A 23,065-nucleotide genomic window follows, 5' to 3' on the forward strand; every position below is an offset into this window, starting at 1 on the left:
GCCACCAACAGATACATTGGAGCACTCCGAAAGGAAAGGATATCTAGGAGCCGTGTGAGGTTAAAGCTTCATGCACGGTTCTGAAGGAGAGGTGCTCCCCTTAATAGGGGACATCGACTCTAACAAAGGGATTACTGGATGAACATGATCTAGTAGCTCATGAGAAGCTAAATATTAAAGGTCTGGCTAAGACCAAATTGGCTAAATCTATATTAGATGCTGGGTGGGGTCAATTCCTCTCAATCTTGTCAGTCAAAGCCGAAAATGCTGGACTGGCAACGAAAGCAGTGAATCCCCGAAACACTAGCCAAAACTGTTCCAATTGTGGAACAAAAGTCCCTAAAGAATTAAAAGACCGCATCCATTCTTGTCCTCACTGTGGTTTTACAGCAGATCGTGATGTGAATGCGGCAATAAACATTTTAAATTTGGCGGTGGGGCGTCCCGTCAGGAGTAAAGCTTGCCGAGTAACCGAAGGGGTACCTGGTGTTGGCAAGAAGCCCGCGTTGTCCCGTTAGGGCAACGTCGGGAGTACGTCACCATCATAGCTAAGGCTGATAGCTGACGGCTGACGGCTGTTCGCCTAGCGTGAGCTTTTAGCTGACGGCTGACGGCTGACGGCTGAACACTAAATTATCATAGCCACACTGGGAGAGCCATTCTGCTTCAGCTGTTTGTAGTCTTGAAGTTGCTTTTCCAGCTCAACATGCAGGTGATCAATTTCCTCTTTTTCCAGGATTTGTAATAGGGCTAGATTCAAGTTTTGCTGGGCAGCAAAGTAGAGGTTGGGATCAATCACAAATACCCTAACTATAATCACACGAGCATTCTCTTCAATGTGGGAAAATAAAACTAATAGTTTCTGCTTGTGCAAGCCATCGATAGACGGAATTTTTTATTCAATAGCCTGACAAATTCGGCTAGTTTGCTCAGCCGAAATCCCATCAACTTTCAGAGTTAAATTTATGCCCCACTCAAAGGTATCGCCAGTCTTCTGGGACCAATTTTCCACAACGCCAGCAATCATTTTAGAATTGGGAACTTTTTTGATAGAACCCCACTCAGTCAGACGAAGCTGTGTACTTCTCAGACCAATACTGACGATCTGAACAAAACCATTTACGCCGTCCACTCCTACCCAGTCACCGGGTTTATAGAGACCATCAGCGTAGATAATCACCGTACAAAACCAGTCATAGATAATATCTTTCAATAACAAACCTAAGGCGACACCTGCGCCACCGACTAGACCGATCAGTGCACCGGCAGATGCCCCCAACAAAATCTCACTTGCTTTAATCACAGCAATCAGGATTGCTGCTGTCTGAAAAAGCCTTGGGAAGTAGGGGACGAACAAATCGTCCAGTTCAGTTTCAGTGTGTGCCGCCAATCCGGCTAGCAGCTCCCCCAGTAGTGGAGCAGCACGGTAAAGAATATAGGTGACAATGAACAGAGCGCTGACAAAGAGAATCTCGGGGATTTTCTGATTCTGTTCAGGACTAAGATGGGTTGCCACAACACTATTTACTAGCCATAGTCCAGCCAGCCAAATTAGCCAGCCTAATGGTGCTCTAAGAATCTTAATAAACTCATCGTCTAGGGTGCTTTCTGTAGCGCTAGTCAGACGCTCGATTCTGTCAATGATTATGGCAGTGAACAAACCTCGACATATGTGGGTGAGGAGGAGGATGACCACCACCATAAGTATCTTGGAAACAGGGATGTTGGCGAGCTGGAAGTCGGAATCAAATATCCTTTCTTTGATTAGGTTGATTGTAGTATTAAGGTTTTCCATAGTTTTGACTAAAATAGAACAGCAGAGAGCTCCATCTGCCTAGTTGCACTGGTTCTTAAACTTAGATATTGCACTAGGACAAAACTAGTTAATAATAGGTAAAGTTGGCTGGAATAGCAGGTGAGTTAAAGACTAGTTATTAGTTACAGCGGTTTGCACTTCAGTTAGGTACAAAGTTTTGGGTTTGTAGGGAGCAGGGAGCAGGGAGCAGGGAGTAGGGAAGAGGGAAGATGAGAAACAATGTGTACCTGATAGTTATGCAAACCGCAGTACTGTGTTTAGCTAATAACTAGTCGAGGTTTTATCAATGTAGATAATAATTTGTGTTCCATGAATCTTAACTAAGAAGTTATTAGCTTTTAGTTAAAGGTAAGACATCTCAGTATAATCTAAAAAACTCAACACCAACTATAGTAATAATACTGTAGTAATAATACTGATCATAAATGTATTATCAATTAACGTAGTAATTGCTTAAGTAAGAGGACTTATAAACTATGATTCAAGGAATCAAGAATCCAGCTATAGCAAAGGGAACAGGGAAAAAGAACAGGAAACAGGGAACAGGGAGTAGGGAGTAGGGAATAGGGAATAAAAATTATCACAATTTGTACAGGGATTGCTAGACTGAAATAAGTAATGATTTACCTCTTAACTATTCAAAATATAACACCATCAAATAACCGTTCGAATCTTCATAGTTTTAACCTGAAATTAAGTAATTAATATTTCAAATAACTCTTAGTAGTTAGTACTTAATTATTGTCTCGACTATCAGTTTAGATCTAACTCAGCTAAAATTTATCAAATTCAAGGCAAACTAACTAAAACTTTAACTATATCAAAATTAGATAAAAAAAAATCTGATGATAGAAAATTCGATAGTTTATCCCTTTCCCCAAAAGGGAACAGGGAACAGGGAAAAGGGAACAGGGAAAGAAAGGTTGTTGTGGGAGATATGGGAGGTATGGGAGGTGTATAAAAATAGGAAAAAGTGCCCTTGTGGAGGCTACCACAAGGACCAAGATAGCGTTATGGAAATTCCTAAACTATGGCGCTTTAAACAGAAATCAATTCTACAGACCCAAAAGGTAAGAACCAGCAGCAGCGCCTAACCAACCTGCCACCTTAAGGATGATAGGCTTGGCTTTGTCCCAGATGTTTTTACCCGCATCAACCGTCTTACTCGCTGTTTCGAGAGTTTCTGCTACACTCTCTAGGTTGGCGAGTGCTGTTTCCTTCTTCGGTTCTTCTTTTTCCGTCGCTTTTTTGGCAGCACCAAGATACATGGTTGCCTCTTCTTTGGTATCTTCTGGCAGTTCTGCTCCTCGAACCAGCTTGTCGAGTTTTGCTAACAACTCAATAACCTGCTCTTTGGTTAGCTGTTCTTCGGTTGATCCAGCACCTTGACCTTGGATTATTTGAGTGTTATTGTCACCTTGCAGATTGTTGTCACCTTGTTGGTTGTGGATATCACCACCGACAGAACCACTTACAGAAAATCCACCGGGATTGTTAGTCATAGTACCTACCTCTTTAACATTTGTGTGTGTATAAAAACTCGGACGCTGTAGCGCTGTTTCTACCTGTCTAATTAAAAGATTAATTAAATTATCTTTTTCTTGAATCAAACCTAGCAAAGCATCTTGAGATAAAGATTTAAGTTCTTGTTTCGGTTGAAGGTTTTCCTTTGGCTTCCAGGTGCTACTCAGAGATTGCTCCCTCAACTTTGACTGCTCGCTCCATGGAAGCGATTGGATAGTTTGCTTGATAGTTCTAAAGAATTCGACAATAGCTTTTTCTCTTTGATAGTTTGAAAGTCCAGAATACTCAAAACTTCTGGGAATTGAATAGGGAATAGTGTGATCTCTGAGAAACTGTTCAAAGCTAGCAAAAGCAATGAGATGTTGTTCGTAGGAAAGACTCCTCCTTTTTTCTAAAAAGCGATCGCATAACTTAATTATTGATTGCGCTATGCACTTTGTCTGGTAAATTTTGGACAAAGTACCTTGTAAATTCTTCGTTTTTCATCCCTTATCTCTAATCAGGTCAACTTCCTTTTTTTAAAATATCCAAGATTTTACGAGATAGTTCCATTCCTGTTAAAAAATCTAAATTACCCGAAAACTTGAAAGTTTCTACTTTACTCGCTAAGTTGTCTGGCAGATCACCGACTTCATAGATCAGGATAGTTCGGTCATAAAAAAGAGTCATGCAAGTTGCTAAATCCATATAAGCTATAGGATTGAATTGTTCAGATTGTTCTTCTTTTGGTAGACAAATTATCGCGCTATAACAAGACTTAATTTCATGAATTCTCGTACTAACTGTTTCTAAGCTATTAGACTGCCTACGAGCTATATGTTCTAAGTTAACCATCTCAGCATCTAGTGCGCCTAAAGTAGCGAATATAGTCTCAATTTGCCTAAAAACTTCCTCACTGTAATAGGATACAAATATTTTCTGAGGTTTATTCTTAGTAGGATTTTTTTGCATATTACCTAGGTTTGGTGGTCTTGTTTCTGGTGTCGTATTTTCTTCAATATACCTAATACAGATTAACAAGATTTCTTTCCCCTTTTCAAAATCATCCGAGTTTACTGGCTTTTTTTTGACATCCAAGATGTCTATCCCTTGGCGAAACGGTTCATCTATCCGTTGATATGGAAATTCATTTGATGCTTTCTTTACTAAAGGTTTTAACTTTTCTTATATAAATTCCTTAAACTTACTTGTCCAGGACTGCCAGTATCCTGTTTTGGAATGTTTATTCGCAAAGTTATCGTAATTAAAATTTTCTAGTTCTGACTTTAGTTCCTTAGCTTTTACGTTCATTTCGTTTTTATTCATTTTTATTCCTTCTTCTCCAAGGATAGATAAGCTCTTTCAGCGTGCTCCTGCCAATCTAGTCCATAATTTTATTTCTCAGGGGATACTCTGATTCCGAATCTATAATCCAATCCTTTTAACACCAATAATACTACGATGAATGACCAGAAAGGGATTAGAAATGAACCTAATAATTGCTTACCTAAATGAATCTTCTCGCCTTGGGCAAAGAAACCAGTAGCTAATCCTCCCCAAATACCGCAAAAGCAATGTACGGGAATAGCACCAACAGCATCATCCATTTTATTGTGGCTCAACAAATCAACACCCAAAATCACAATTACCCCAGAAACTATTCCTATGAATAAAGATTCAAGTGGCTCAACTACATCAGAGGAAGCTGTTATTCCTACCAGACCCCCCAAGATGCCGTTGAGGATAGTTGAGAGGTCAACTTTGCGAGGTTTCTTGATCCACCTCCAGGCTATGACAGCCAAGGCGCTAGCACAGCCAGCGAGACTTGTGTTTAATACAATCTTCCCTACAGAGTCTGGTGAAAAATCCAACTAAACAGGTAAGGGGTCTCCCGTTATACCCGCGCATGTTAGCGGGTTTGTTCGCGAAGCGTCGGCTACGCCGAAGTTACCGTAAGATAGGGTCGCCTTATTAAAAAAGATTTAACCCTTTTCTGCATAGTCTGCTAACTATAAAGGCGACCCTATCTAAGGTTTCGTCTCCGGGGAATTACCTGACGGGGTATTCTGGCCCGTGGACATAACTCTTTAGTTGCTCAATCGTTACGCCGCCACAAGAGGCTACAAAATAATATCCTGTCGGTGAAAACCTTTTTGTCTGGTGTAAAACCGTTTTAAGTAATCAGAAAATCAGTAACGAATTAATCTACTAGTCACAGTCTTGATATTTGCTATTAGTTTAACTGGAGCGACTTTAGGGTTAAGGTCAACAAGTAAGTGAAGGTGATCTTTCTCTCCGTTAAATTCTACTAGGTTACAGTCCCATTTAACACAAGTGTCAGAGCAAATTTGCTTTAACCTGTTCGCGCAGCGGAGGCCGTAGGCCACATCAAAATTTGATCTGATATGACTTGTCATCTGTACTTTGTTACTAGTAGAATATTTACAGTAATACGATAGATACACCGGTTTTTTTTGTGTAGTTACCTTTCATAACTATGGGATAAATGCTACAATAAAACCATGATACTCACTTACTGCTACCGGTTCAAGCCAAGTCCTGAACAAATCGCCACTATGGAGTGGTGGCTTGAACTTCTGCGTCGTCATTGGAATTACGCTTTGGGACAACGACTGAATTGGCTTCATCGGACTCGATCTCCGATTGATAGATGTAGTTTAGTAAGTGAGCCGATTGGTGAAATTCCAGAACCGGTCAGCTATTACACCCAACAAGCAGCTCTCAAGGAAACGAAACGTTTGTTTCCTGAGTACAAAAAAATCTATGCAGAAACTCAACAGGTGAATCTACAACGCCTTAACAAGGCGTGGGATAGATGGCGGAAACCTGATGCTAGCGGTAAACGTGGAGGTAGACCTCGTTTCAAAAAGACTGGCGAACTTCGCTCGTTTGTTTTTCCTAGGGTAAATAGTTCTAAGGCTGGGGCACATTTAATTGACGGCGTTTTAAAACTAAGTCGAATTGGATCGATGCCCGTCATAATGCACCGACCATTACCTAGAGGTTTTACCCTTAAACAATGTACTATTGTTCGGAAGGCAGATGGTTGGTACTGTTGCCTTTCAATGAAAGATGATACAGTTCCTGAAATACTGCCTATAGATTCAGTTAAAACTGCTGTCGGTATTGACGTTGGCTTGGAAAAATTCTTAACCACATCTGACGGGGAAGCGGTATCTATTCCGAAGTTTTACAGAAAAGCTCAGGACAAGCTAGCTCAGGCGCAAAAAGTTATGTCCCGTCGTGTCAAGGGATCTAAAAACTGGAAAAAAGCCAAGCACAAAGTGGCTTTATTGCACCTTCATTTAACCCGTTGTCGAAAGGAGTTTCATTATCAGGTTGCTCATTGGTTGTGTAATAAGTACGACTTAATTGCTCACGAAGACTTAAACATCAAAGGACTTGCTCGAAGTAAGTTAGCCAAATCAATACATGATGCAGCTTGGGGTGCATTTCTGGAGATATTGCAAGCAGTGGCGGTCAAACGCGGCTTGTTAGTCCAAGAAGTCAACCCACGGGGGACAAGTATTGAGTGCTTTAATTGTGGTTCTAGGGTTGAAAAAAGTTTGAGTGAGCGTGTTCATTGTTGTTTATGTTGTCAAGTCAAAATTGACCGTGATTGGAACAGTGGTATTAATATCTTAAATCGTGGATTAATGGCGGTCGGACTGCCGCTCAATGGCTGTGGTAAATCAATACAGGATATTGAGGAACAGCAAGTCTCATACGTGAGTTTGAGAAGCCCACATCATAATCTTTGATTTGATGTGGGAGTAGTCACAGTACTACCTGCGTTAAAGCCATACCACCCAAGCCACAAAATAAAAGTTCCCATCGCAGCAAGGGGTAAACTGTGGGGCTTTAACTCACTTTGTTCTCTTGGGGATAGTTGACCTCCACCATCAAACCTTCCTTTTCTTGGACCTAAAATAATCACACAAGCCCAAGCAGCAGCTCCTCCAACAGAATGTACTACCAGAGAACCAGCAAAGTCATGGAATCCCAAGTCATCTAGCCAGCCACCACCCCACACCCAAGAGCCGCTGATGGGATAAACTAAGCCTGTAATAATAACTGTGAGTAAAAGATAGGCCAGGGGTTTGATGCGACCAGCAACAGCTCCGGAACAGATAGTTGCTGATGTGGCAGCAAAAGCAGCCTGAAAGAAAAAGTCTATGTAAACCGACAAGTGTTTAGCTCCTGCTCTGGGAAGCAAGTGGTTTAAAGCAAGATAGGAGCTACTTACTCTTAAAACTCCTTGGATACCTATTACGTTTGAGTCAGTACTAGTGGCAGGGTGGTACATTAGAGCATACCCAAACAGAAAAAATACTACTATCCCTAAACAGACACCAGCAACATTATTGAACAGTACGTTAACGGTGTTTTTGGCTGGGCTAAACCCTGCTTCTAGCAGGGCAAATCCTAGCTGCATGGCAAATACTAAAATTCCTGCTATCAGCACCCAAAGATTATTGATTAAATCTTCCGGTGATGTGATTGTATTTTCCGGGGATTCGTTCGTATAAGAGGTAGAAAATACAATTAAACGAATCAAGAATCCAGCTACTGCAATAATTAGGTATTTCGACCATTTCAGTTTAGTTAAGGGTTCTTTCATAATCATTGGGCTTTATCAACTGCTCTATACTTCACCGAATTGAAAAATGCTATATTTGGAAATGCTATCGATTTCTTGACTAAGGGAACACCATGAACTGACATATCGAATACCAATAGTTTTAACCTGGATGTAAGTAATTAAGAGTTTAATCAACTCTTGATAGTGATTGCTTAATTGTCTCGACTATCAGTTTAAATATAACTCAGATAAAATTTATAAATTTTAATAACAATTAACTAAATCTTTAACTAGATAAAGCTTGGATAAAAAAAAATATGATGAGAGAAAATTTGATAGTTTATCCCTTTCCCCAAAAGGGAACAGGGAACAGGGAATAGGGAATAGGGAACAGCGGCTCATAGCAACAGGTAACAGTAGGAAAGAACTTGAAGGATTTTTTGGTGTTATGAAAAAGCGATGCAGAGGTGCGACCCGTGGCGAATTTAATTCGCCTACGGAAAGCGCACCTAAGCGGTCTTGACCACACTGCATCGCTACTCCCTACTCCCTACTCCCTACTCCCTACTCCCTACTCCCTAAAACCTAGGACAAGGTACTCAAGCCTTAACCCTTCTAGGCATAAACTTTCTGATAATAAGCTTGATACTCTTGGGATAGCAATGGTTGCCACCAATCCCGGTTGCTTAGATACCACTCAATGGTTTTACGTAGTCCACCTGCTAAGGTTTCTGTTGGTACCCAATCCAGTTCAGTTTTAATTTTAGTGGCATCAATAGCATAGCGACGGTCATGGCCTGGGCGGTCTTTGACAAAGGTAATTAACTGTTGTGCTGGAGCGACCGGTAGATCAGGGGCTAATTCATTCATCAGCTCGCAAATCTGGTGAACTAGGTCAAGGTTTTTGACTTCGTTATTGCCACCAATGTTATAGGTTTCCCCTGCTTGACCTTTGTGAATCACCACATCTAAAGCACGGCAATGATCACCCACATAGAGCCAATCTCGAATATTTTGTCCATCCCCGTAGACCGGTAGAGATTTGCCCAACAGGATGTTGATGCACATCAGGGGAATTAATTTTTCTGGAAAATGATAGGGTCCATAGTTATTGGAGCAATTAGTGATAATAGTGGGGACCCCATAGGTATGGTAATAAGCCCGAGCAAGATGGTCACTGCCAGCTTTGGAAGCAGAATAAGGACTGTTGGGGGCATAGGGTGTGGTTTCACAGAAGGCTGGGTCATCAGCACTTAGACTGCCATACACTTCATCCGTGGAAACATGGAGGAAGCGATAATCCCTTGGTTGTCCTTGATTTTGCCATTTTTGCCGGAAGGACTCTAGTAGGGTAAAGGAACCGACTACATTGGTGCGGATAAAGGCATCGGGTCCTAAAATGGAGCGGTCAACGTGGGATTCAGCAGCAAAGTGGGCGACGGTGTCGATGTTTTCTTCCTGTAGCAGGCGGTCTACTAAAACGCGATCGCATATGTCTCCCTGGACAAACCGCAAATTGGCTTTCTCTTCCAGACCAGCCAGATTCTGGCGGTTGCCAGCATAGGTCAGAGCATCTAGTACCACCACGCGATCGCCTGGGTACTGTTCACACCAGTGATGAACAAAATTCGAGCCAATAAATCCTGCACCACCTGTTACTAGTAATTGGCGAGGTTGTCTAGTAGTCAGGGATTTTTGTTCAGAAGAATTCATGATTAGTTTGAGTATGTCAGTACTTCAGTTGGTTATTATAAAAAATAGGCAAAAGGTTAAAGGTTAAAGGTTAAAGGTTAAAGGTTAAAGGTTAAAGGTTAAAGGCCATAAGTATTAAATAGGCAGGCAATATGCCAGCTATCAATAGGCTTTCATAAACAATAATTGACCCAAACAGCATCATCAAACTACCTTTTCAATAGAGAGGTCTAATTTTATCTATTAGTAATGTTTAACGAGGTATTGGTTAACCATTAAACCTTATCAGTCAACCTACCCTACGGTAACCCCAAGGGCAAACAACCTGATCAACTTAAACCTGATAACCTTAAACCTGATAACCTTAAACCTGATAACCTTCAACAGTTAACTCACAAACTGTACTTAAGTTAATTCAACTTGTGAGTCATCACCAATCATGAATCGTAATGCTTTTGGATGTTGGGGTGCAGCTTTAACTTTAGCTCTTTCTCCAATTAAACTATCAACAATTCGTTGATGAATACCCGTTAATTTAGCACCTTTTAGAATCACGCTATGCTCAATGTCAGCATCTACCAGAGTAGCTTTGTCAGCAATGCTAGTATATGGACCAATGAAGCAGTTTTCCAGATGGCAGTTTTCACCAATGGTAACTGGACCACGAATGGTACAATTAGTAATATAAGACCCCTTACCAATCTGTACCCGTCCGCTAATTCGACTTTCGGAGTCAATTTCACCATCAACAGCAGATTCTAGGCAAGTATCTAGAATAATCTGGTTAGCAGCTAACAAGTCATCTTTTTTACCAGTATCCAGCCACCAACCTTTGATTTGAAAAGCTTCTACATTTTTTTGCTGATCAATCAAGTATTGAATCGCATCGGTAATTTCCAGTTCCCCTCTAGCAGAAGGCTGGATGTTAGCAATTGCTTGATGGATAACAGGAGAAAATAGGTAAACACCTACCAGTGCTAGATTAGAAGGAGGAACTTTCGGTTTTTCTACTAGCTGCAACACTCGCCCAAATTCATCGACTTTGGCAACACCAAAAGCAGTAGGATTTTCTACCTCCCTTAGCAAAGTCAGAGCATCCAGATTTTTATTCTGGAAATTCTCTACAAATAAGTTCAGCTCACTTTGAACCAAGTTGTCTCCCAAGTACATTACAAAGGGAGAATCTCCCAGAAAGGGTTGGGCGACTTTAACGGCGTGGGCAAGTCCTAAGGGTTGGTCTTGGAGGATATAGGTAATGTTAGCTCCGAAGCGATCGCCATTTCCTGTTTTAGCCTTAACTTCTTCCCCAGTTTCAGGACTGATAATAATACCGATATCAGTAATACCAGCAGCGATAATCGCTTCAAGCCCATACCACAAAATTGGTTTATTAGCAACAGGTACTAACTGTTTGGCACCAGTATAAGTTAGGGGACGTAAACGAGTGCCTTTTCCCCCAGAAAGAATTAGTGCTTTCATAAGCTATATAAAATCCTCACTATAAAGTCTGAAATATGAAATATGAATTATTAAGGTTGAAGGTTAAAGGTTAGCAGGTTGAAGGTTGAAGGTTGTTTGGTTGAAGGTTGTTTGGTTGAAGGTTGTTCGCGTAGCGTGGCCTTTTGGCCAAGGTTGTTCGCGTAGCGTGGCCAAAGGCCAAGGTTAGCAGGTTGTTCGCGTAGCGTGGCCAAAGGCCAAGGTTAGCAGGTTGAACGCGATGGACGAAGTCCCGCTTTCAGCGATCGCGTGGCCTATTGGCCAAGGTTGAAGGTTTAAGGGTGAACTTGAACTATAGCGGTTTTCATAGTAATCAGGTACACAGGATTTTTTTCCAATTCCCGATTCCCGATTCCCGATTCCCGACTCCCGATTCCCGATTCCCTACTCCCTACTCCCTACTCCCTACTCCCTACTCCCTCCTCCCTACTCCCTACTCCCTACTCCCTACTCCCTACTCCCTATGCTTATAGCAATTACCCAAGCTTCTGATAAAGTTCTGCTAGCATTTGCCTCAAGGATTGACGCCAATGGGGCGGATAGGTTCCCAAGGTTTGGGATATTTTCTGGTTTGAGAGAACTGAGTAAGCTGGACGCTGAGCAGGAGTGGGGTATTCTGGGGTAGTAATTGGGACAACTCGCTGCAATTTTAAGGGGAAGCCCAGGAGTTTGGCTTCTTCAAAGATGGCAACGGCAAAGTCATACCAACTAGTGACACCACTGTTGGTGAAGTGATAGATTCCTCCTACCACTGGATTAGAATCCATTGCTTGCAAAAGTTGAGTAATGGTTACTGCTATATCCTTAGCCCAGGTAGGAGTACCCACTTGATCCGCTACCACCCGAAGCTCTTCTCGCTCAGCCCCCAGTCGTAACATGGTTTTAACAAAGTTGCCATGACCACGAGTACCGTAAACCCAAGCAGTCCTCAGGATGAGATTGCGATCGCATTTTTGCTCAACCCCTTCTTCCCCTTGCAGTTTCGACTTACCATAGGAACCGATGGGGTTAGGAGTGTCTTGCTCCGTGTAAGGAGTATTTTTTTTGCCATCGAACACATAGTCGGTGGAAATATGCAGCAGGATCGCCCCTAAATTCTGAGCTTCCTCTGCCATGATGGTCGGAGCAACAGCATTTATCGATTTAGCCAGTGCCAGTTCTGTCTCTGCTTTATCCACAGCCGTGTAAGCCGCTGCATTGACAATCACGTCAGGCTTAATCTGATGAATTACCTGACGAATACTCTCTGGCTCAGCTAAGTCCATATCCGAGCGCCCCACACCGATTACTTGGCCTAGGGGACTCAGAGTATCTTCCAACTCTTGACCCACTTGTCCAGTGATGCCAGTGAGTAAGATTTTTTTCATTAAAAAACCTCGGCTGTTTTGAAAGACTTACCCGCTTGATCTTTAGCCGACAGACTAGGAGAGTCGGTCAGAGGCCAATGAATGGCTAGGTCAGGGTCATTCCACAAAATAGTCCGCTCGTGATCAGGAGCGTAGAAGTCGGTAGTCTTATATAAAACTTCAGCGAATTCAGAGACCACCAGGAATCCGTGAGCGAATCCAGCCGGAATCCAGATTTGTTGTTTATTTTCTGCACTCAGCAAACAACTAACCCACTGTCCAAAGGTCGGGGAGCTTTTTCTGATATCCACTGCCACATCAAATACAGTCCCCAGTAAAACCCGCACCAATTTACCTTGGGGCTGTTGAATCTGGTAGTGTAATCCTCGAAGCACTCCTTGGGCTGAACGGGAATAGTTATCCTGGACAAACTCAGCGGTGATCCCAGCTTTATCTGCTAGAACTCTTTTGTTGTAGCTTTCAAAGAAAAAACCACGGTCATCACCAAAGACGCGGGGTTCAATAATTAAGACTTCTGGTATTTTGGTTTCAATAACATTCATAGAGTTCTCTGGTGGATTAGCGAAGCGCGTTAAAGTGACCAACTACTCATCAAGTTTGTGTTATCTACACTGAAAGAATTTCAAGATTTTGTAAACTTTTTGTGAAATATATCAGTTTCACACTTTACACCCTAGTCGTCTGTTAATTGAAAACAAACAAGATTGATAGGGGAGTAATTATAGTAGTCTGCACTCAATTAGACTACACCTAGTTGTGTAGAAAGGGAGGGATGGCAAGATGGGGAAGATGGCTCTAGGCTTAATCTGACAAACTTTTGTATTCTACTGAGTTTCTAATTGTTATCAGGATTTCGGAATCGAAAAAATTAAATTAACTAAAAGTCCTTGACCTTGGCCTATTGGCCACGCTACGCGAACGGTCACGCTACGCGAACAGATTACCGATTAGCCATTACTTCAAGAACAAAATTACGAAATAGCACTACTACCTCTGGGATGATTTGATGTCCCATGTCAAATTCTTGATACTTGACCTGTATCCCTAAACCAGTTAAAGTATCTCTAGCATTGTGAGCAGCCATTAACGGTACAACCTCGTCTTGTCTGCCATGAACTATCAAAATCGGTGGTAACGATGAGCTTGTAGGAAGTTGGGGTTCGCTATGTAAATAGCCACTCATGGATACTAAGCCTGCTATTGGCAAGGCTAACCCTACATCTAATGTCATGGCTCCGCCTTGAGAAAATCCACTCAGAATGGTGCGGGATAGGGGCACGCCAGTGCTCACTTCGTTCGCGTAGCGTGGCCTTTTGGCCAGGGATTCGAGCCAATCAATCAGCTTCTGTCTGCTTTCGGTTAAGCCTTGATAGCCGGGGACATTCAGATCATACCACATTTTCCCCCCAGGTACAGCAGGATGGTCAAAGGGAGCTTCAGCAAATAGAAACTGATAGTCTGGTAAGTTTAGCGCCTTAGCCAAAGATACCAAATCTTCGGAGTTGGCTCCAAAGCCGTGTAAGCAGACAATTAATCCAGTTGGTGGTTGATTGTTGGTAGGGGCAACGTTAATATACTTCAGTGACAACGAATTATCTCCAGAATCAGAGTAGATGATCTCTTGAGAATTGTAAGCTTTTCGGCAACCAGTTGATAACAGAGTTATTCCCAGAGCTCCTAAACTTTGGAATAGAAATTTTCGTCGCTTAAATGGATTGAGTTTCACAATTAATAGGTTTTTGAACGCGATCGCGTGGCCTATTGGCCAAGGTTGGGAGGTTGTTCGCGAAGCGTGGCCTATTGGCCAAGGTTGGCAGGTTTGAGGTTGGCAGGTTGTTCGCGAAGCGTGGCCTATTGGCCAAGGTTGGCAGGTTGTTCGCGAAGCGTGGCCTATTGGCCAAGGTTGGGAGTTTGTTCGCGAAGCGTGGCCTATTGGCCAAGGTTGGGAGGTTGTTCGCGAAGCGTGGCCTATTGGCCAAGGTTGGGAGGTTGTTCGCGAAGCGTGGCCTATTGGCCAAGGTTGGGAGGTTGTTCGCGAAGCGTGGCCTATTGGCCAAGGTTGGCAGGTTTGAGGTTGGCAGGTTGTTCGCGAAGCGTGGCCTATTGGCCAAGGTTGGGAGGTTGAAGGGTTGAAGGTTGAACGTGATCGCGTGGCCTATTGGCCAAGGTTGAGGGGTGAAGGTTGAAGGGTTGAACGTGATCGCGTGGCCTATTGGCCAAGGTTGGAGGTTGAAGGGTTGGAGGTGGTTTTTGTCCAGGCGTCCGTTGTAGGGTAGGTTGGAGTTTGATGATTGACGGTGAGGGAATCTCAAATTCTAGCAGTCGCCAGGGCAGGCGCGGACATGACAAAAGTCTCAAACCTAAGTAAGCGCAAGAGTTTGACTTCTGACTTCTGACTTCTGACTTTTGACTTCTGACTTCTGACTTCTGACTTCTGACTTCTGACTTCTGACTTCTGACTTCTGACTTCTGCTATAACATTACTGATTACACTCAATCGTTCCACCATTGACCAACCCCTTGCTTGTTGCTTTTGCTTGAGAAAACTGCACAGGTTAAATAGCATGACATCTATATACTAGTGGAGTGCTGTCTCAATCGGTTATGGATGCATCTAGATACTCGACAATTCGGGTATTTGACCCAGCCAATAACGAAGAAGGCTACAAAGTCTGCCATCAACAGCAAGCACAGGAGTTTTTTGAACAAACACTCCTGGGATTACATCCAAAGGAAAGATTATCAGCTCAGTGGGAGCGAGATATCCAGGATTTACTGCTATCCTGGTTTCGCCCTGAGCTATCTACTGTTGATCCTACATGCCAGGCGTTAGCTGGACTTTGTCTTCGGTGCTATGTTTCTTCCTCGATCCTAAAGGCTTGTAAAACACTAGCGAGTCAGTTTTGCCTTGACTATCGGTTAACTTACCGTGAGCTGCTATCCTATGTACTCAATGATGATGGCAAAACTCCGATTATTCTCGATAGTGATGGCAAAGCTCAACTGGTTGTTAATAAGCAAGGTGACATTGAACCTGGACTTGGTCAGTTTTTTACGATTGATGTCTTGGCAAGCTATCGTCTGAACTCATCAGCTCGCCTCAGTTTGGACAATTGGGCATATCTTAAAACCAAACAACATCCTGAGATCAAACGTTGCTTAGCTGAACAGGGATTGCCCTTGTCCAGTAACTGGTCACTGTTGGGACGAGTTAAACTCAGACATCTTGAACAGCTCTATCCACGCGATCGCAAACTAGTTGAAACGTTCCATACTGTCTATTCTCAAGACAGACAACAGCAACGGCGCAATAGAGTTAACCATAGAGTTAAGCATAGAGTCAACCATAGAGTTAACCAATGCCTTGAGCCTAGGGATGACCAACTCCAAGACATGCTCCACCTGTTGCCAGAACGTGGTGTTATAATCAATTCCACCAAAGAGCTTCACAAAGAACTAACCAGGATAGCCAAGGGTCTGCAAGAGGAGGAGATTTGGAGCCGCAGAGGAAGTCCGATCTGGGAACCTCTAGAAGCACGGGATCCAGAAACTGGCGAGTATGTCCCGAAAGAATTACCTGATCTAAACTCTATTAATACCATAGATCATTTAGGACAATCTGAATTGCAGGATTTTCTTGAACAGGGACTGATTGAGGTTTTAGATCACGCTATAGCGCAAGCGTTGGCTGAGCACATTGCCTCTTTAGAGCAAAAGCGCCGTTACGCTTGTTTTGCTTCAAAGGTTATCCCAGGTTTCCGATTCCTTTACTGTGAGGGTAAGTCTCTTAAAGAGATAGCAACCCTTTTGAATATGACCAATCATTCCCAAGCCAGCCGAGTCTTGGCACCAGGGAAACTGCTGAATCGCGTTCAGTATCTGAGTGTAGAAAATTTTTTCCAGCTTATCTCAACAACTACTAAAGGATTAGCTCTGGAAAAAAATGCCACAAAGCTCGATTATTTGAGTAACCTGATGCAGGAATTCGAGGCTTTCTTGAACACACAATTTTTTCAAGAAGCGGTAGCCGAACTGAGTACTTCTAAAACCCGTTCAATGACTAGTTTATATGCTCAGCGACTGTGCCGATATCTAGATGAACACAAGGATAAAACTAATGAATAATGCTAGGATAGATTCCAGGGATATAACCCTTTCAACTCTAGAAGTATTTTGGCTCGAACCTGAAGACTTTGACCAAGCGAAAAAGATTAGTAAAAAATTGAATAATGAGGCAAACCATTGGCAAAATTATCTAAATGGTTTAGCGTTATTTGGGTTTGAAAGATGGTTAGAAGAACGGGTTGATAAGCTACAAATTAATAATGATAAATGTTCGGTGTTTCAACCAGACTATGCTAATCTGATTGAAACGGTATGTAATTTGAGAGTTGGGGATTTTAATCTGTGTATACTTGTCACGGAAAATCTCCTAGAGCCAGGGGTTAATGTTCCAATAGCTGCTGTTGAATTACCAGAAATTGCCGCTCATTTCTATATCATAATTGAGGTTAAAGAAACCCAAGAACACGGTATTATTAGAGGTTTTTTACGTCACGACGAGTTGGTTAAATATCGCGAATCAGCTAACTTACCACAAGGTAACCGTAACTATAATTTACCTCTGTCTTTATTTGATGAGCAACCAAATCATTTACTGCACTACTTGCGTTGGTTAGATTCTCAAGAGATCACAATTCCAGTTGCTGATACTAAGCGTTCTGTTCAGGAAATCCTACCATTCTTTGCTGAAACAGCCATTAATACAGCAGAGTGGCTGCGAGGAGAAATGGATCAGTTAGCAAGCTGTTTATCTTGGCAACTGCTTCCTGACTATACTTTTTCTAAGCCATCGATGCGTCGGATTAGTCCAGTATCGGATGAACCGGACAGATATCGAGCGATCGCTAAAGAGTTGAGACGACAAAAAGGATTAATTGTTCCGGCTCATGCTCGTGGCTCTTACCAAACTGTTAATTTAAATGGCATTCTGTTCAAACTATGTGCTGTTACCTGGTTCATTTACCAGAAAGCACCAGAAGATACTCGAGAATGGGCATTGCTATTGCTAATCGAAGACTGTCTTGGTAATACACTTCCCCCTGGTATGAAGTTACGAATCAGTGAATTCACTGGTGTTGTCTCTGAAGCGGTATTGGTAAATGAACGTTATCTCCATGTTGCAGTAGCAGGTAGCTGGAACCAAAAATTTGTAGTAACCATTTCTTTAAGTAACGGAGCATCATTAACTCTACTTCCCTTTGCTTTTGAGCCTGATAAATGTTTATGATATTTTAATAGGGAGTAGGGAGTAGGGAGTAGGGAGTAGGGAGTAGGGAGTAGAGAGTAGGGGGAATAAACAAGGAACAAATGACAACTAATCATCAAAGTAGTTTTAGACTAAATATTTGGCAAGCTGATTCATCCTGTCTGTTTTATTTACGGGGTAATCACGGACAGGAAGTCTCCGCAAAGTTGGACTATCCAGCTAAAGTAATAGACTGTTATGAAGAGTGGCGATACCTTTACCTCCAGTTTTACCCGAAATTGCGAGCAAGAGAATTATCTAGTGGTGCCATCACACCAGTAGTCGATGACTTGGGACATGAATTAGAAGAAGCAAAAGAGATATTTCTGGATGTTTTTCAACGGTGGTTAGGTCAATTACAGACTATTCGAGAAACAATTCAACATCAAATTTTCACTATTGCTAGAAAGGAATCACAGTCAAATAAGACAGCAGAAGCCTATCGAGAAGTAGCTATTTTTATAGCCTGCGATTCTGTGGAATTGGCACGGCTTCCTTGGGAAGCATGGCAGTTGGTTCTAGAGGATATCCCCAGTGGAACCATTCGGATTACCAGGATTCCGATGACCACTCAGGGAGAAACAATAGCGCTAGATAATAACCTGCGCCATGGTAAACCTCGGATTTTAGCGATTTTGGGGGATAATACAGATCTGAATTTGGAGAAAGATAAGCAGGCTGTTAAGTTGCTCAAAGGAGTTGCTCAAGTAGAGTTCTTTGACTGGCAACAGCAAGAGGATGGGGTTAATCTTAAAGCAGCACTGGCGGCAGAAATAACGGATGAAAGGGGGTGGGATGCTCTATTTTTTATGGGTCATAGTGATGAAACAAAAGTTACTGATGGAAAATTAGCGATCGCGCCAGAGCAGTTGGTATCTATCAGTGAAATAAAGGAATACCTAACTACTGCTAAAAATCAGGGACTTCAGTTGTGCGTCTTTAACTCCTGTAATGGTCTAAAAATAGCGAATCGGTTGGCTGATTTAGGATTGCAAGTGGTGATCATGCGGGAGGAAGTTCATGATAGTGTTGCTCATGTATTTCTCAAAGAATTTTGCAGCCGCTTAGCTCAGTATCAGGATGTCCAGGAAGCAATGCTGGCAGCTTGTCGCAATTTACAGGTAGGTGAGAAGTTTGTTTATCCATCAGCTTACCTGATTCCTTCGTTTTTTAGTCCCTATGGTGCTAAGCCATTTCGGATTGAGCCTTGGGGTTACCAGAAACTACTTCAGCAGTGGCTACCTAAACCAAAAGAAGCGATCGCATTAGCTAGTGTGCTTTTAGTTAGCGCTATGGTTCCTGTACAAGACATGTTGCTAGATGGGCGAACGTTTCTTCAAGCGGTCTATCGCGATAGCACAAACCAGTTTCCTCGGGAGGGGTTATCCTCCGCCAAGCCACGCTCTGTACTGTTAATTGCTATTGATCAAGACTCAATCAATCAGGCGCAACTGGAGATAAAAGGCTTTAAAACCCAGCCGATGGAACGGGAATACCTTGGCAAATTAGTCAGACAACTCTCTAACTCAGGCGCTAAGGTAATTGGAATTGATTATCTGCTGCATACCCAAGAACCAAGAGAGGAAAAACTGGCTAGTGCGATTCAATCCGCTGTCAGTCAACAGGATACCTGGTTTGTCTTTGGGGTCAATCAGGATAAAAATCGCAAGGTGTTTCCCAAAATTGCTAGCCCTAAATGGAGTCTACAAGGGGATATTACCTTTTTCCGTTGGGATATGGAACTCCCCCAGGATGCCACCTGCAACAAGTCATGTCCTTTTGCCTATCTACTGGCTCTATCACACCAGTTGCACCAACAGCCAAACCACGGGATAGGATTAAATCCTAATGTTGAAAGTACCACCAACTTTCAGCAGCAAGTTAGTCAGTATCTTCAGCAAGTCAGTAGCCAGGATAATGCGATTGGCCGTAGGCCACGCTACGCGAACGCATCTCTCAAACCAAAGAATCTACCTTTAGGGATGCGCTATATTATTGACTTTTCTATTCCTCCAGAACAGGCTTATGAGCACAAGCCTGCTTGGGAATTCCTCAAAAGTGACTTTCCTAACATTGAGCAGCAAGTGGTTATCATTGCCTCTGGGGGATATGATGAAGCAGAGGATAATTTTTCTCTACCTCTAGCTATTGAATATTGGTGTCATCCACTGAATCGAACCAGAAAGCCACCAGATACTTGTCCCAAGGTATTTACCGGAGGTGAAGCCCATGCTTACATGGTTCACCATTTTTTATCGCAGCATACAATAAAATTAATTCCCGACAGCTGGATGATTCTATTAGCAGCATTGTTAGGAAAAGGAACAACCCTGGTACTGCTGCAGCAAAAGCCTCAAAAACGACAGCAATCAATATTGATCTTAGTTGGTGCTACAGCGGTCTATGGAATAATCGGACTACAGGCTTATATCTCAGCTTCTATTTTAATTCCTATAGCTTTACCATCCATTATACTCTGGTTTTATATTATTTAGTTAATTATTAATTGGTAATTATTAATTTAATTCCCGGCAAGCCTTTAACATTTAAATCCTATGTATCGATTAATTAGAGTCTTTTATCTACTGCTAATTACTGGAACGATGAGTATTAGTTTTCCGACCTCATCAGTATCAATTGCAGCTTCGTTTACCAGTCAAGGGAATCAAGTAGCGAAAGCAGTGAGTCAAACCAAACAGAAAACACAATCTGTATGGGCTAAGATCCGAGATATTTTTCGTAGGAAGAAAGATGAAGCAGGTACCCATGGAGAGTTTTGTTCAATTTCTCCTAATATTGCTGCCTATCGCACCTGGAGTGACCAACCTCTATTTGCTTGGGAAGGAAGTGTTAATATCATTCAAGTTCGTTCCTCTCGCTATGGAAAAGCCTTATGGTCTTATCAGGTAAACGATAATCAGACTAGTGTTATTTACAATGCTGATGGTAAAGGTCAGCCACTTCAACGAGGTAAAGAATATTATTACTGGGTACAGTATAACACAACTGATAATAATGGACAACTAATTACAGATACCGAAACTATTCCCTTTCAAGTTATGGGTGGTGAAGCGTATCGGATTATCCAAGCTGAATTGCCAGCTGAGCATAAAACTGCTCAGCTGGCGAGTTACTTTGCTGATCAGGATCTTTTCCTAGATGTGGTACGAGTGATTTCCGTGTTTGGGGACTTAGATAGTTGGAAAACTAATACTGAGGAATTATATCAAGAGTTTTGTGAGTAGTCAAGGGCGAATTTATCTATCTTAAAAATTACTGAAAAATCAATTAGTCTGACTCCTGACTCGAAGCTCCTCAATCAGAGGATAGTTTGTTATGTCGAAATCAGGTATTATCAGTCTTCACAATTCATAATTTTTAGTTTTCATAATCTAACGATACTAGTCTTAACTACAGGAATTAGACAGCAAATATACCTGTAGTTAAGACTACATATAGTTGTTTTTGACTATTTTTGCCTAAGTCCTAAACTAGTTTCATATTTCCTTAAAGCTCTCTTCACAACTTCCTTGATTATATTGATAATAACTTGATACAAGTTGTCCGGAGCATTTGATAAGATCATTATAATCAACGTCACTTGATTGTTTTTACAGAAACCTGGAACGGCATAGGAAGCTATAGTTATCAACTTCATTGAGGAGTTTGAGGGAGCTCCTGAATTATATTAGCGCTGTTAGTTATAACCTCTCGTTGCTAGGGAATTGATCAACTACCAATCTAATCAGCCATTAAAGTTAATTTTTGTTTGAACAGTCATTAGTAACCAAATGTAGTCGAGATAATCTAAAAATGAAAAAAAAACTTGCCAAAATTGTTAATAATGCACTCACCAGTGTTGCTCTGTGTATTGCGATCGCATCTTACGTTTATAAAGCAGAGGCGGCTCCTGTGTTTCTAAATCTTTCCTGGGAAGGAATTAATGGGTTTACAGTTGAATTTATGTTCAGCTTCGACCAGCAGTTTGTACTGGGATTTTAAGATAAACCCTCCTAAATAGCCTCAAAAGCAGATGCAGATCTAGCGTCTATCAGCAGTATTTCCTTCTCTTGATGCAGTCGCTGCTGCACTTGGGTTTCGGTCATTGTGGTAGCGCCGACGTATGTCTGAGATCTTGCACCATTGTCATTAATCGTAGTCATTAATCGTAGGGTGGGCAGTGCCTACCAACGCGCTTTGCAAGCTTCATTATCTGTCTGGTGCACTGCCCACCCTACATGAACCTTGGGTTTCGGTCATTGTGGTAGCGCCGACGTATTTCCCTAGCTCTGGTTGGCTTTCAGGGGATTTCGAGTTTAGAGCCTTTGAAAGTACCACTAGGAGCAATCGTTACCGAGAATAAAGTATAGCGCTCTGCCCAGGGAATAGGAAATAGTTAAAGAAACTGACCCCGGCGTGGGGAGATCGCCATCTTCCCATCTGCATCTTAGCGTGCTACTTTTACGAATTGGTATTATGAATTGATATTATTTCGGTGGTGCGTTCCAGGGTAAAATAAAATCTACTAATGAGTCAAACAAAATGGTCTAACCTTTACAAATTAGAAGACTGGTGGTCTGTATGGATTGGTCTGCTGTTATTGGGGACAGTGTTTAGTGGCATCATAACCGTTGTGCCAAAGATGCCCAAATGGAAAGGGATAGATCTATTATCGGCACTCCCCTGGGAATTGCTTCCTAAACTGGCATTGCTCGCCATTGGTTTATGTGCTCTGTTTACCCTTGGCAACCTGGTAATGAAGGGAAAAGAAGGCAGAAACATGATACCAGGCTTTTTGCTTATCTTTCTTTTAGCAGTTTATCCTATATACTGGGGAATTCACAGACCGCTAAAGCAATTAACCTCGGCTATGCTTTCTGGGCATTGTTGATTGGACTAATCATCAGCAATACTATTGGTACACCAAGGTGGATGATGCCAGCGGTGCGTACTGAATATTACATCAAGACTGGCTTAGTGATTCTCGGTGCAGAAATTCTCTTTAACCGAATTGTGGAATTCGGACCCTATGGTTTAGCGATCGCTTGGCTAGTTACGCCTATTGTGATCATATTTATGTATCTGTTTGGTACTCGGGTTCTGAACATGCAGCAGAAATCACTGGTGATGGTAGTCGCCACATCCACATCAGTGTGTGGTGTATCAGCAGCTATTGCAGCAGCAGCAGCTTGTAAGGCGAAGAAAAACGAGTTGACTTTAGCTGTAGGGATGACTCTCATTTTTACCAAAACTATTGGGTTTAAAGCCCCGTCCTAGAA

The 23,065-nt window shown here is 42.2% G+C and carries 26 protein-coding genes and 2 pseudogenes; 11 read left to right on the plus strand and 17 right to left on the minus strand.

Going from position 1 to position 23,065, the window contains the following annotated elements:
- Positions 1-131 precede the first annotated feature (131 nt).
- A pseudogene (locus tag F6K53_RS18210) lies at positions 132-518 on the plus strand (transposase); the annotation flags it as partial.
- Positions 519-628: 110 nt separating this feature from the next.
- On the opposite strand, the gene F6K53_RS18215 reads toward F6K53_RS18210, so the two are convergent.
- From F6K53_RS18215 to tnpA, 6 genes and pseudogenes are all read right to left on the minus strand, one after another.
- Complete coding sequence (locus F6K53_RS18215) at positions 629-874, minus strand: hypothetical protein (protein WP_293070336.1); 246 nt, start codon at positions 872-874, stop codon at positions 629-631.
- Between the two features lie 21 nt (positions 875-895).
- Complete coding sequence (locus tag F6K53_RS18220; RefSeq protein WP_293070334.1) at positions 896-1,795, minus strand: mechanosensitive ion channel domain-containing protein; 900 nt, start codon at positions 1,793-1,795, stop codon at positions 896-898.
- Positions 1,796-2,871: 1,076 nt separating this feature from the next.
- Positions 2,872-3,798 carry a hypothetical protein gene (locus F6K53_RS18225; RefSeq protein WP_293070332.1) on the minus strand — a complete coding sequence of 309 codons (927 nt, stop codon included), beginning with the start codon at positions 3,796-3,798 and terminating at the stop codon, positions 2,872-2,874.
- A gap of 46 nt (positions 3,799-3,844) precedes the next feature.
- Positions 3,845-4,417, minus strand: coding sequence for a hypothetical protein (locus tag F6K53_RS18230; RefSeq protein ID WP_293070331.1), 573 nt, complete (start codon positions 4,415-4,417; stop codon positions 3,845-3,847).
- A 296-nt stretch (positions 4,418-4,713) separates the two neighbouring features.
- A complete protein-coding gene (locus F6K53_RS18235) occupies positions 4,714-5,190 on the minus strand; it encodes a hypothetical protein (RefSeq protein WP_293070330.1) in 477 nt (158 codons plus the stop codon).
- Positions 5,191-5,368: 178 nt separating this feature from the next.
- A pseudogene (gene tnpA / locus F6K53_RS18240) lies at positions 5,369-5,928 on the minus strand (IS200/IS605 family transposase).
- Between tnpA and F6K53_RS18245 the strand changes: the two are divergent.
- Positions 5,842-7,101: a transposase gene (locus F6K53_RS18245; RefSeq protein ID WP_293070329.1), complete on the plus strand. Its 1,260-nt coding sequence runs from the start codon at positions 5,842-5,844 to the stop codon at positions 7,099-7,101. The pseudogene tnpA and the gene F6K53_RS18245 overlap by 87 nt on opposite strands.
- Here the strand turns inward: F6K53_RS18245 and F6K53_RS18250 are convergent.
- The 5 genes from F6K53_RS18250 to F6K53_RS18270 form a co-directional block, all read right to left on the minus strand.
- Positions 7,089-7,961: a hypothetical protein gene (locus F6K53_RS18250; protein ID WP_293070327.1), complete on the minus strand. Its 873-nt coding sequence runs from the start codon at positions 7,959-7,961 to the stop codon at positions 7,089-7,091. The two genes, F6K53_RS18245 and F6K53_RS18250, sit on opposite strands and share 13 nt — an antisense overlap.
- A 225-nt stretch (positions 7,962-8,186) precedes the next feature.
- Positions 8,187-8,456: a hypothetical protein gene (locus F6K53_RS18255; protein ID WP_293070325.1), complete on the minus strand. Its 270-nt coding sequence runs from the start codon at positions 8,454-8,456 to the stop codon at positions 8,187-8,189.
- Between the two features lie 81 nt (positions 8,457-8,537).
- Positions 8,538-9,635 carry a dTDP-glucose 4,6-dehydratase gene (gene rfbB / locus F6K53_RS18260; protein ID WP_293081590.1) on the minus strand — a complete coding sequence of 366 codons (1,098 nt, stop codon included), beginning with the start codon at positions 9,633-9,635 and terminating at the stop codon, positions 8,538-8,540.
- 384 nt (positions 9,636-10,019) lie between these two features.
- Entirely contained in the window at positions 10,020-11,093 is a 1,074-nt protein-coding gene (locus F6K53_RS18265; protein ID WP_293070321.1) for a glucose-1-phosphate thymidylyltransferase, read from the minus strand.
- Positions 11,094-11,143: 50 nt separating this feature from the next.
- Entirely contained in the window at positions 11,144-11,305 is a 162-nt protein-coding gene (locus tag F6K53_RS18270) for a hypothetical protein (RefSeq protein WP_293018436.1), read from the minus strand.
- A 63-nt stretch (positions 11,306-11,368) separates the two neighbouring features.
- Here F6K53_RS18270 and F6K53_RS18275 point away from each other — a divergent pair, with 63 nt between their 5' ends.
- The gene (locus F6K53_RS18275; protein WP_293081593.1) at positions 11,369-11,584 is read left to right on the plus strand and encodes a hypothetical protein; all 216 of its coding nucleotides are present in this window, start codon (positions 11,369-11,371) and stop codon (positions 11,582-11,584) included.
- Between the two features lie 3 nt (positions 11,585-11,587).
- On the opposite strand, the gene rfbD is transcribed toward F6K53_RS18275, so the two are convergent.
- The 5 genes from rfbD to F6K53_RS18300 form a co-directional block, all read right to left on the minus strand.
- Entirely contained in the window at positions 11,588-12,478 is an 891-nt protein-coding gene (gene rfbD / locus F6K53_RS18280) for a dTDP-4-dehydrorhamnose reductase (RefSeq protein WP_293081596.1), read from the minus strand.
- Positions 12,478-13,020, minus strand: coding sequence for a dTDP-4-dehydrorhamnose 3,5-epimerase (gene rfbC, locus F6K53_RS18285; RefSeq protein ID WP_293070315.1), 543 nt, complete (start codon positions 13,018-13,020; stop codon positions 12,478-12,480). The genes rfbD and rfbC overlap by 1 nt, the downstream gene beginning before the upstream one ends.
- A 398-nt stretch (positions 13,021-13,418) precedes the next feature.
- Positions 13,419-14,066, minus strand: a complete 648-nt coding sequence (locus F6K53_RS18290) for an alpha/beta hydrolase (RefSeq protein ID WP_293070342.1) — start codon at positions 14,064-14,066, stop codon at positions 13,419-13,421.
- A 118-nt stretch (positions 14,067-14,184) separates the two neighbouring features.
- On the minus strand, positions 14,185-14,790 hold the full coding sequence (locus F6K53_RS18295) for a hypothetical protein (protein ID WP_293081599.1): 606 nt from the start codon (positions 14,788-14,790) through the stop codon (positions 14,185-14,187).
- Complete coding sequence (locus F6K53_RS18300) at positions 14,787-15,044, minus strand: hypothetical protein (RefSeq protein WP_293044942.1); 258 nt, start codon at positions 15,042-15,044, stop codon at positions 14,787-14,789. The genes F6K53_RS18295 and F6K53_RS18300 overlap by 4 nt, the downstream gene beginning before the upstream one ends.
- A 38-nt stretch (positions 15,045-15,082) precedes the next feature.
- On the opposite strand from F6K53_RS18300, the gene F6K53_RS18305 reads away from it, so the two are divergent.
- The 5 genes from F6K53_RS18305 (at position 15,083) to F6K53_RS18325 (ending at position 21,788) form a co-directional block, all read left to right on the plus strand.
- Complete coding sequence (locus F6K53_RS18305) at positions 15,083-16,603, plus strand: hypothetical protein (RefSeq protein WP_293070311.1); 1,521 nt, start codon at positions 15,083-15,085, stop codon at positions 16,601-16,603.
- On the plus strand, positions 16,596-17,768 hold the full coding sequence (locus F6K53_RS18310; RefSeq protein ID WP_293070309.1) for a DUF1822 family protein: 1,173 nt from the start codon (positions 16,596-16,598) through the stop codon (positions 17,766-17,768). The genes F6K53_RS18305 and F6K53_RS18310 overlap by 8 nt, the downstream gene beginning before the upstream one ends.
- 80 nt (positions 17,769-17,848) lie before the next feature.
- Complete coding sequence (locus F6K53_RS18315) at positions 17,849-20,281, plus strand: CHASE2 domain-containing protein (RefSeq protein WP_293081601.1); 2,433 nt, start codon at positions 17,849-17,851, stop codon at positions 20,279-20,281.
- Between the two features lie 60 nt (positions 20,282-20,341).
- A complete protein-coding gene (locus F6K53_RS18320) occupies positions 20,342-21,031 on the plus strand; it encodes a hypothetical protein (protein ID WP_293081604.1) in 690 nt (229 codons plus the stop codon).
- A gap of 568 nt (positions 21,032-21,599) precedes the next feature.
- Positions 21,600-21,788, plus strand: a complete 189-nt coding sequence (locus tag F6K53_RS18325) for a hypothetical protein (protein WP_293045170.1) — start codon at positions 21,600-21,602, stop codon at positions 21,786-21,788.
- 11 nt (positions 21,789-21,799) lie between these two features.
- Here the strand turns inward: F6K53_RS18325 and F6K53_RS18330 are convergent, their stop codons facing one another.
- Positions 21,800-21,949, minus strand: a complete 150-nt coding sequence (locus tag F6K53_RS18330; protein ID WP_293018454.1) for a hypothetical protein — start codon at positions 21,947-21,949, stop codon at positions 21,800-21,802.
- 17 nt (positions 21,950-21,966) lie between these two features.
- On the opposite strand from F6K53_RS18330, the gene F6K53_RS18335 reads away from it, so the two are divergent.
- From F6K53_RS18335 to F6K53_RS18345, 3 genes are all read left to right on the plus strand, one after another.
- The gene (locus F6K53_RS18335; RefSeq protein ID WP_293070303.1) at positions 21,967-22,149 is read left to right on the plus strand and encodes a hypothetical protein; all 183 of its coding nucleotides are present in this window, start codon (positions 21,967-21,969) and stop codon (positions 22,147-22,149) included.
- A 165-nt stretch (positions 22,150-22,314) separates the two neighbouring features.
- Entirely contained in the window at positions 22,315-22,677 is a 363-nt protein-coding gene (locus tag F6K53_RS18340) for a hypothetical protein (protein ID WP_293070344.1), read from the plus strand.
- Positions 22,617-23,063 carry a putative sulfate exporter family transporter gene (locus tag F6K53_RS18345; RefSeq protein ID WP_293081648.1) on the plus strand — a complete coding sequence of 149 codons (447 nt, stop codon included), beginning with the start codon at positions 22,617-22,619 and terminating at the stop codon, positions 23,061-23,063. The genes F6K53_RS18340 and F6K53_RS18345 overlap by 61 nt, the downstream gene beginning before the upstream one ends.
- The last annotated feature ends 2 nt before the right edge of the window (positions 23,064-23,065 follow it).

The sequence above is a fragment of the Moorena sp. SIO4A1 genome (genome assembly GCF_010672065.1).
Lineage (GTDB): Bacteria > Cyanobacteriota > Cyanobacteriia > Cyanobacteriales > Coleofasciculaceae > Moorena.

Bases quoted from the DNA above. Each gene is read 5' to 3' on its own strand.
- F6K53_RS18315 (WP_293081601.1), top strand. From the start codon at position 17,849: ATGACAACTAATCATCAAAGTAGTTTTAGACTAAATATTTGGCAAGCT.
- rfbB (WP_293081590.1), bottom strand. From the start codon at position 9,635: ATGAATTCTTCTGAACAAAAATCCCTGACTACTAGACAACCTCGCCAA.
- F6K53_RS18265 (WP_293070321.1), bottom strand. From the start codon at position 11,093: ATGAAAGCACTAATTCTTTCTGGGGGAAAAGGCACTCGTTTACGTCCC.
- rfbC (WP_293070315.1), bottom strand. From the start codon at position 13,020: ATGAATGTTATTGAAACCAAAATACCAGAAGTCTTAATTATTGAACCC.
- F6K53_RS18245 (WP_293070329.1), top strand. From the start codon at position 5,842: ATGATACTCACTTACTGCTACCGGTTCAAGCCAAGTCCTGAACAAATC.
- F6K53_RS18255 (WP_293070325.1), bottom strand. From the start codon at position 8,456: ATGCAGTGTGGTCAAGACCGCTTAGGTGCGCTTTCCGTAGGCGAATTA.
- F6K53_RS18310 (WP_293070309.1), top strand. From the start codon at position 16,596: ATGAATAATGCTAGGATAGATTCCAGGGATATAACCCTTTCAACTCTA.
- F6K53_RS18325 (WP_293045170.1), top strand. From the start codon at position 21,600: ATGAAAAAAAAACTTGCCAAAATTGTTAATAATGCACTCACCAGTGTT.
- F6K53_RS18320 (WP_293081604.1), top strand. From the start codon at position 20,342: ATGTATCGATTAATTAGAGTCTTTTATCTACTGCTAATTACTGGAACG.
- F6K53_RS18330 (WP_293018454.1), bottom strand. From the start codon at position 21,949: ATGACTACGATTAATGACAATGGTGCAAGATCTCAGACATACGTCGGC.
- F6K53_RS18220 (WP_293070334.1), bottom strand. From the start codon at position 1,795: ATGGAAAACCTTAATACTACAATCAACCTAATCAAAGAAAGGATATTT.
- F6K53_RS18340 (WP_293070344.1), top strand. From the start codon at position 22,315: ATGAGTCAAACAAAATGGTCTAACCTTTACAAATTAGAAGACTGGTGG.
- F6K53_RS18250 (WP_293070327.1), bottom strand. From the start codon at position 7,961: ATGAAAGAACCCTTAACTAAACTGAAATGGTCGAAATACCTAATTATT.
- F6K53_RS18300 (WP_293044942.1), bottom strand. From the start codon at position 15,044: ATGCTATTTAACCTGTGCAGTTTTCTCAAGCAAAAGCAACAAGCAAGG.
- rfbD (WP_293081596.1), bottom strand. From the start codon at position 12,478: ATGAAAAAAATCTTACTCACTGGCATCACTGGACAAGTGGGTCAAGAG.
- F6K53_RS18305 (WP_293070311.1), top strand. From the start codon at position 15,083: ATGGATGCATCTAGATACTCGACAATTCGGGTATTTGACCCAGCCAAT.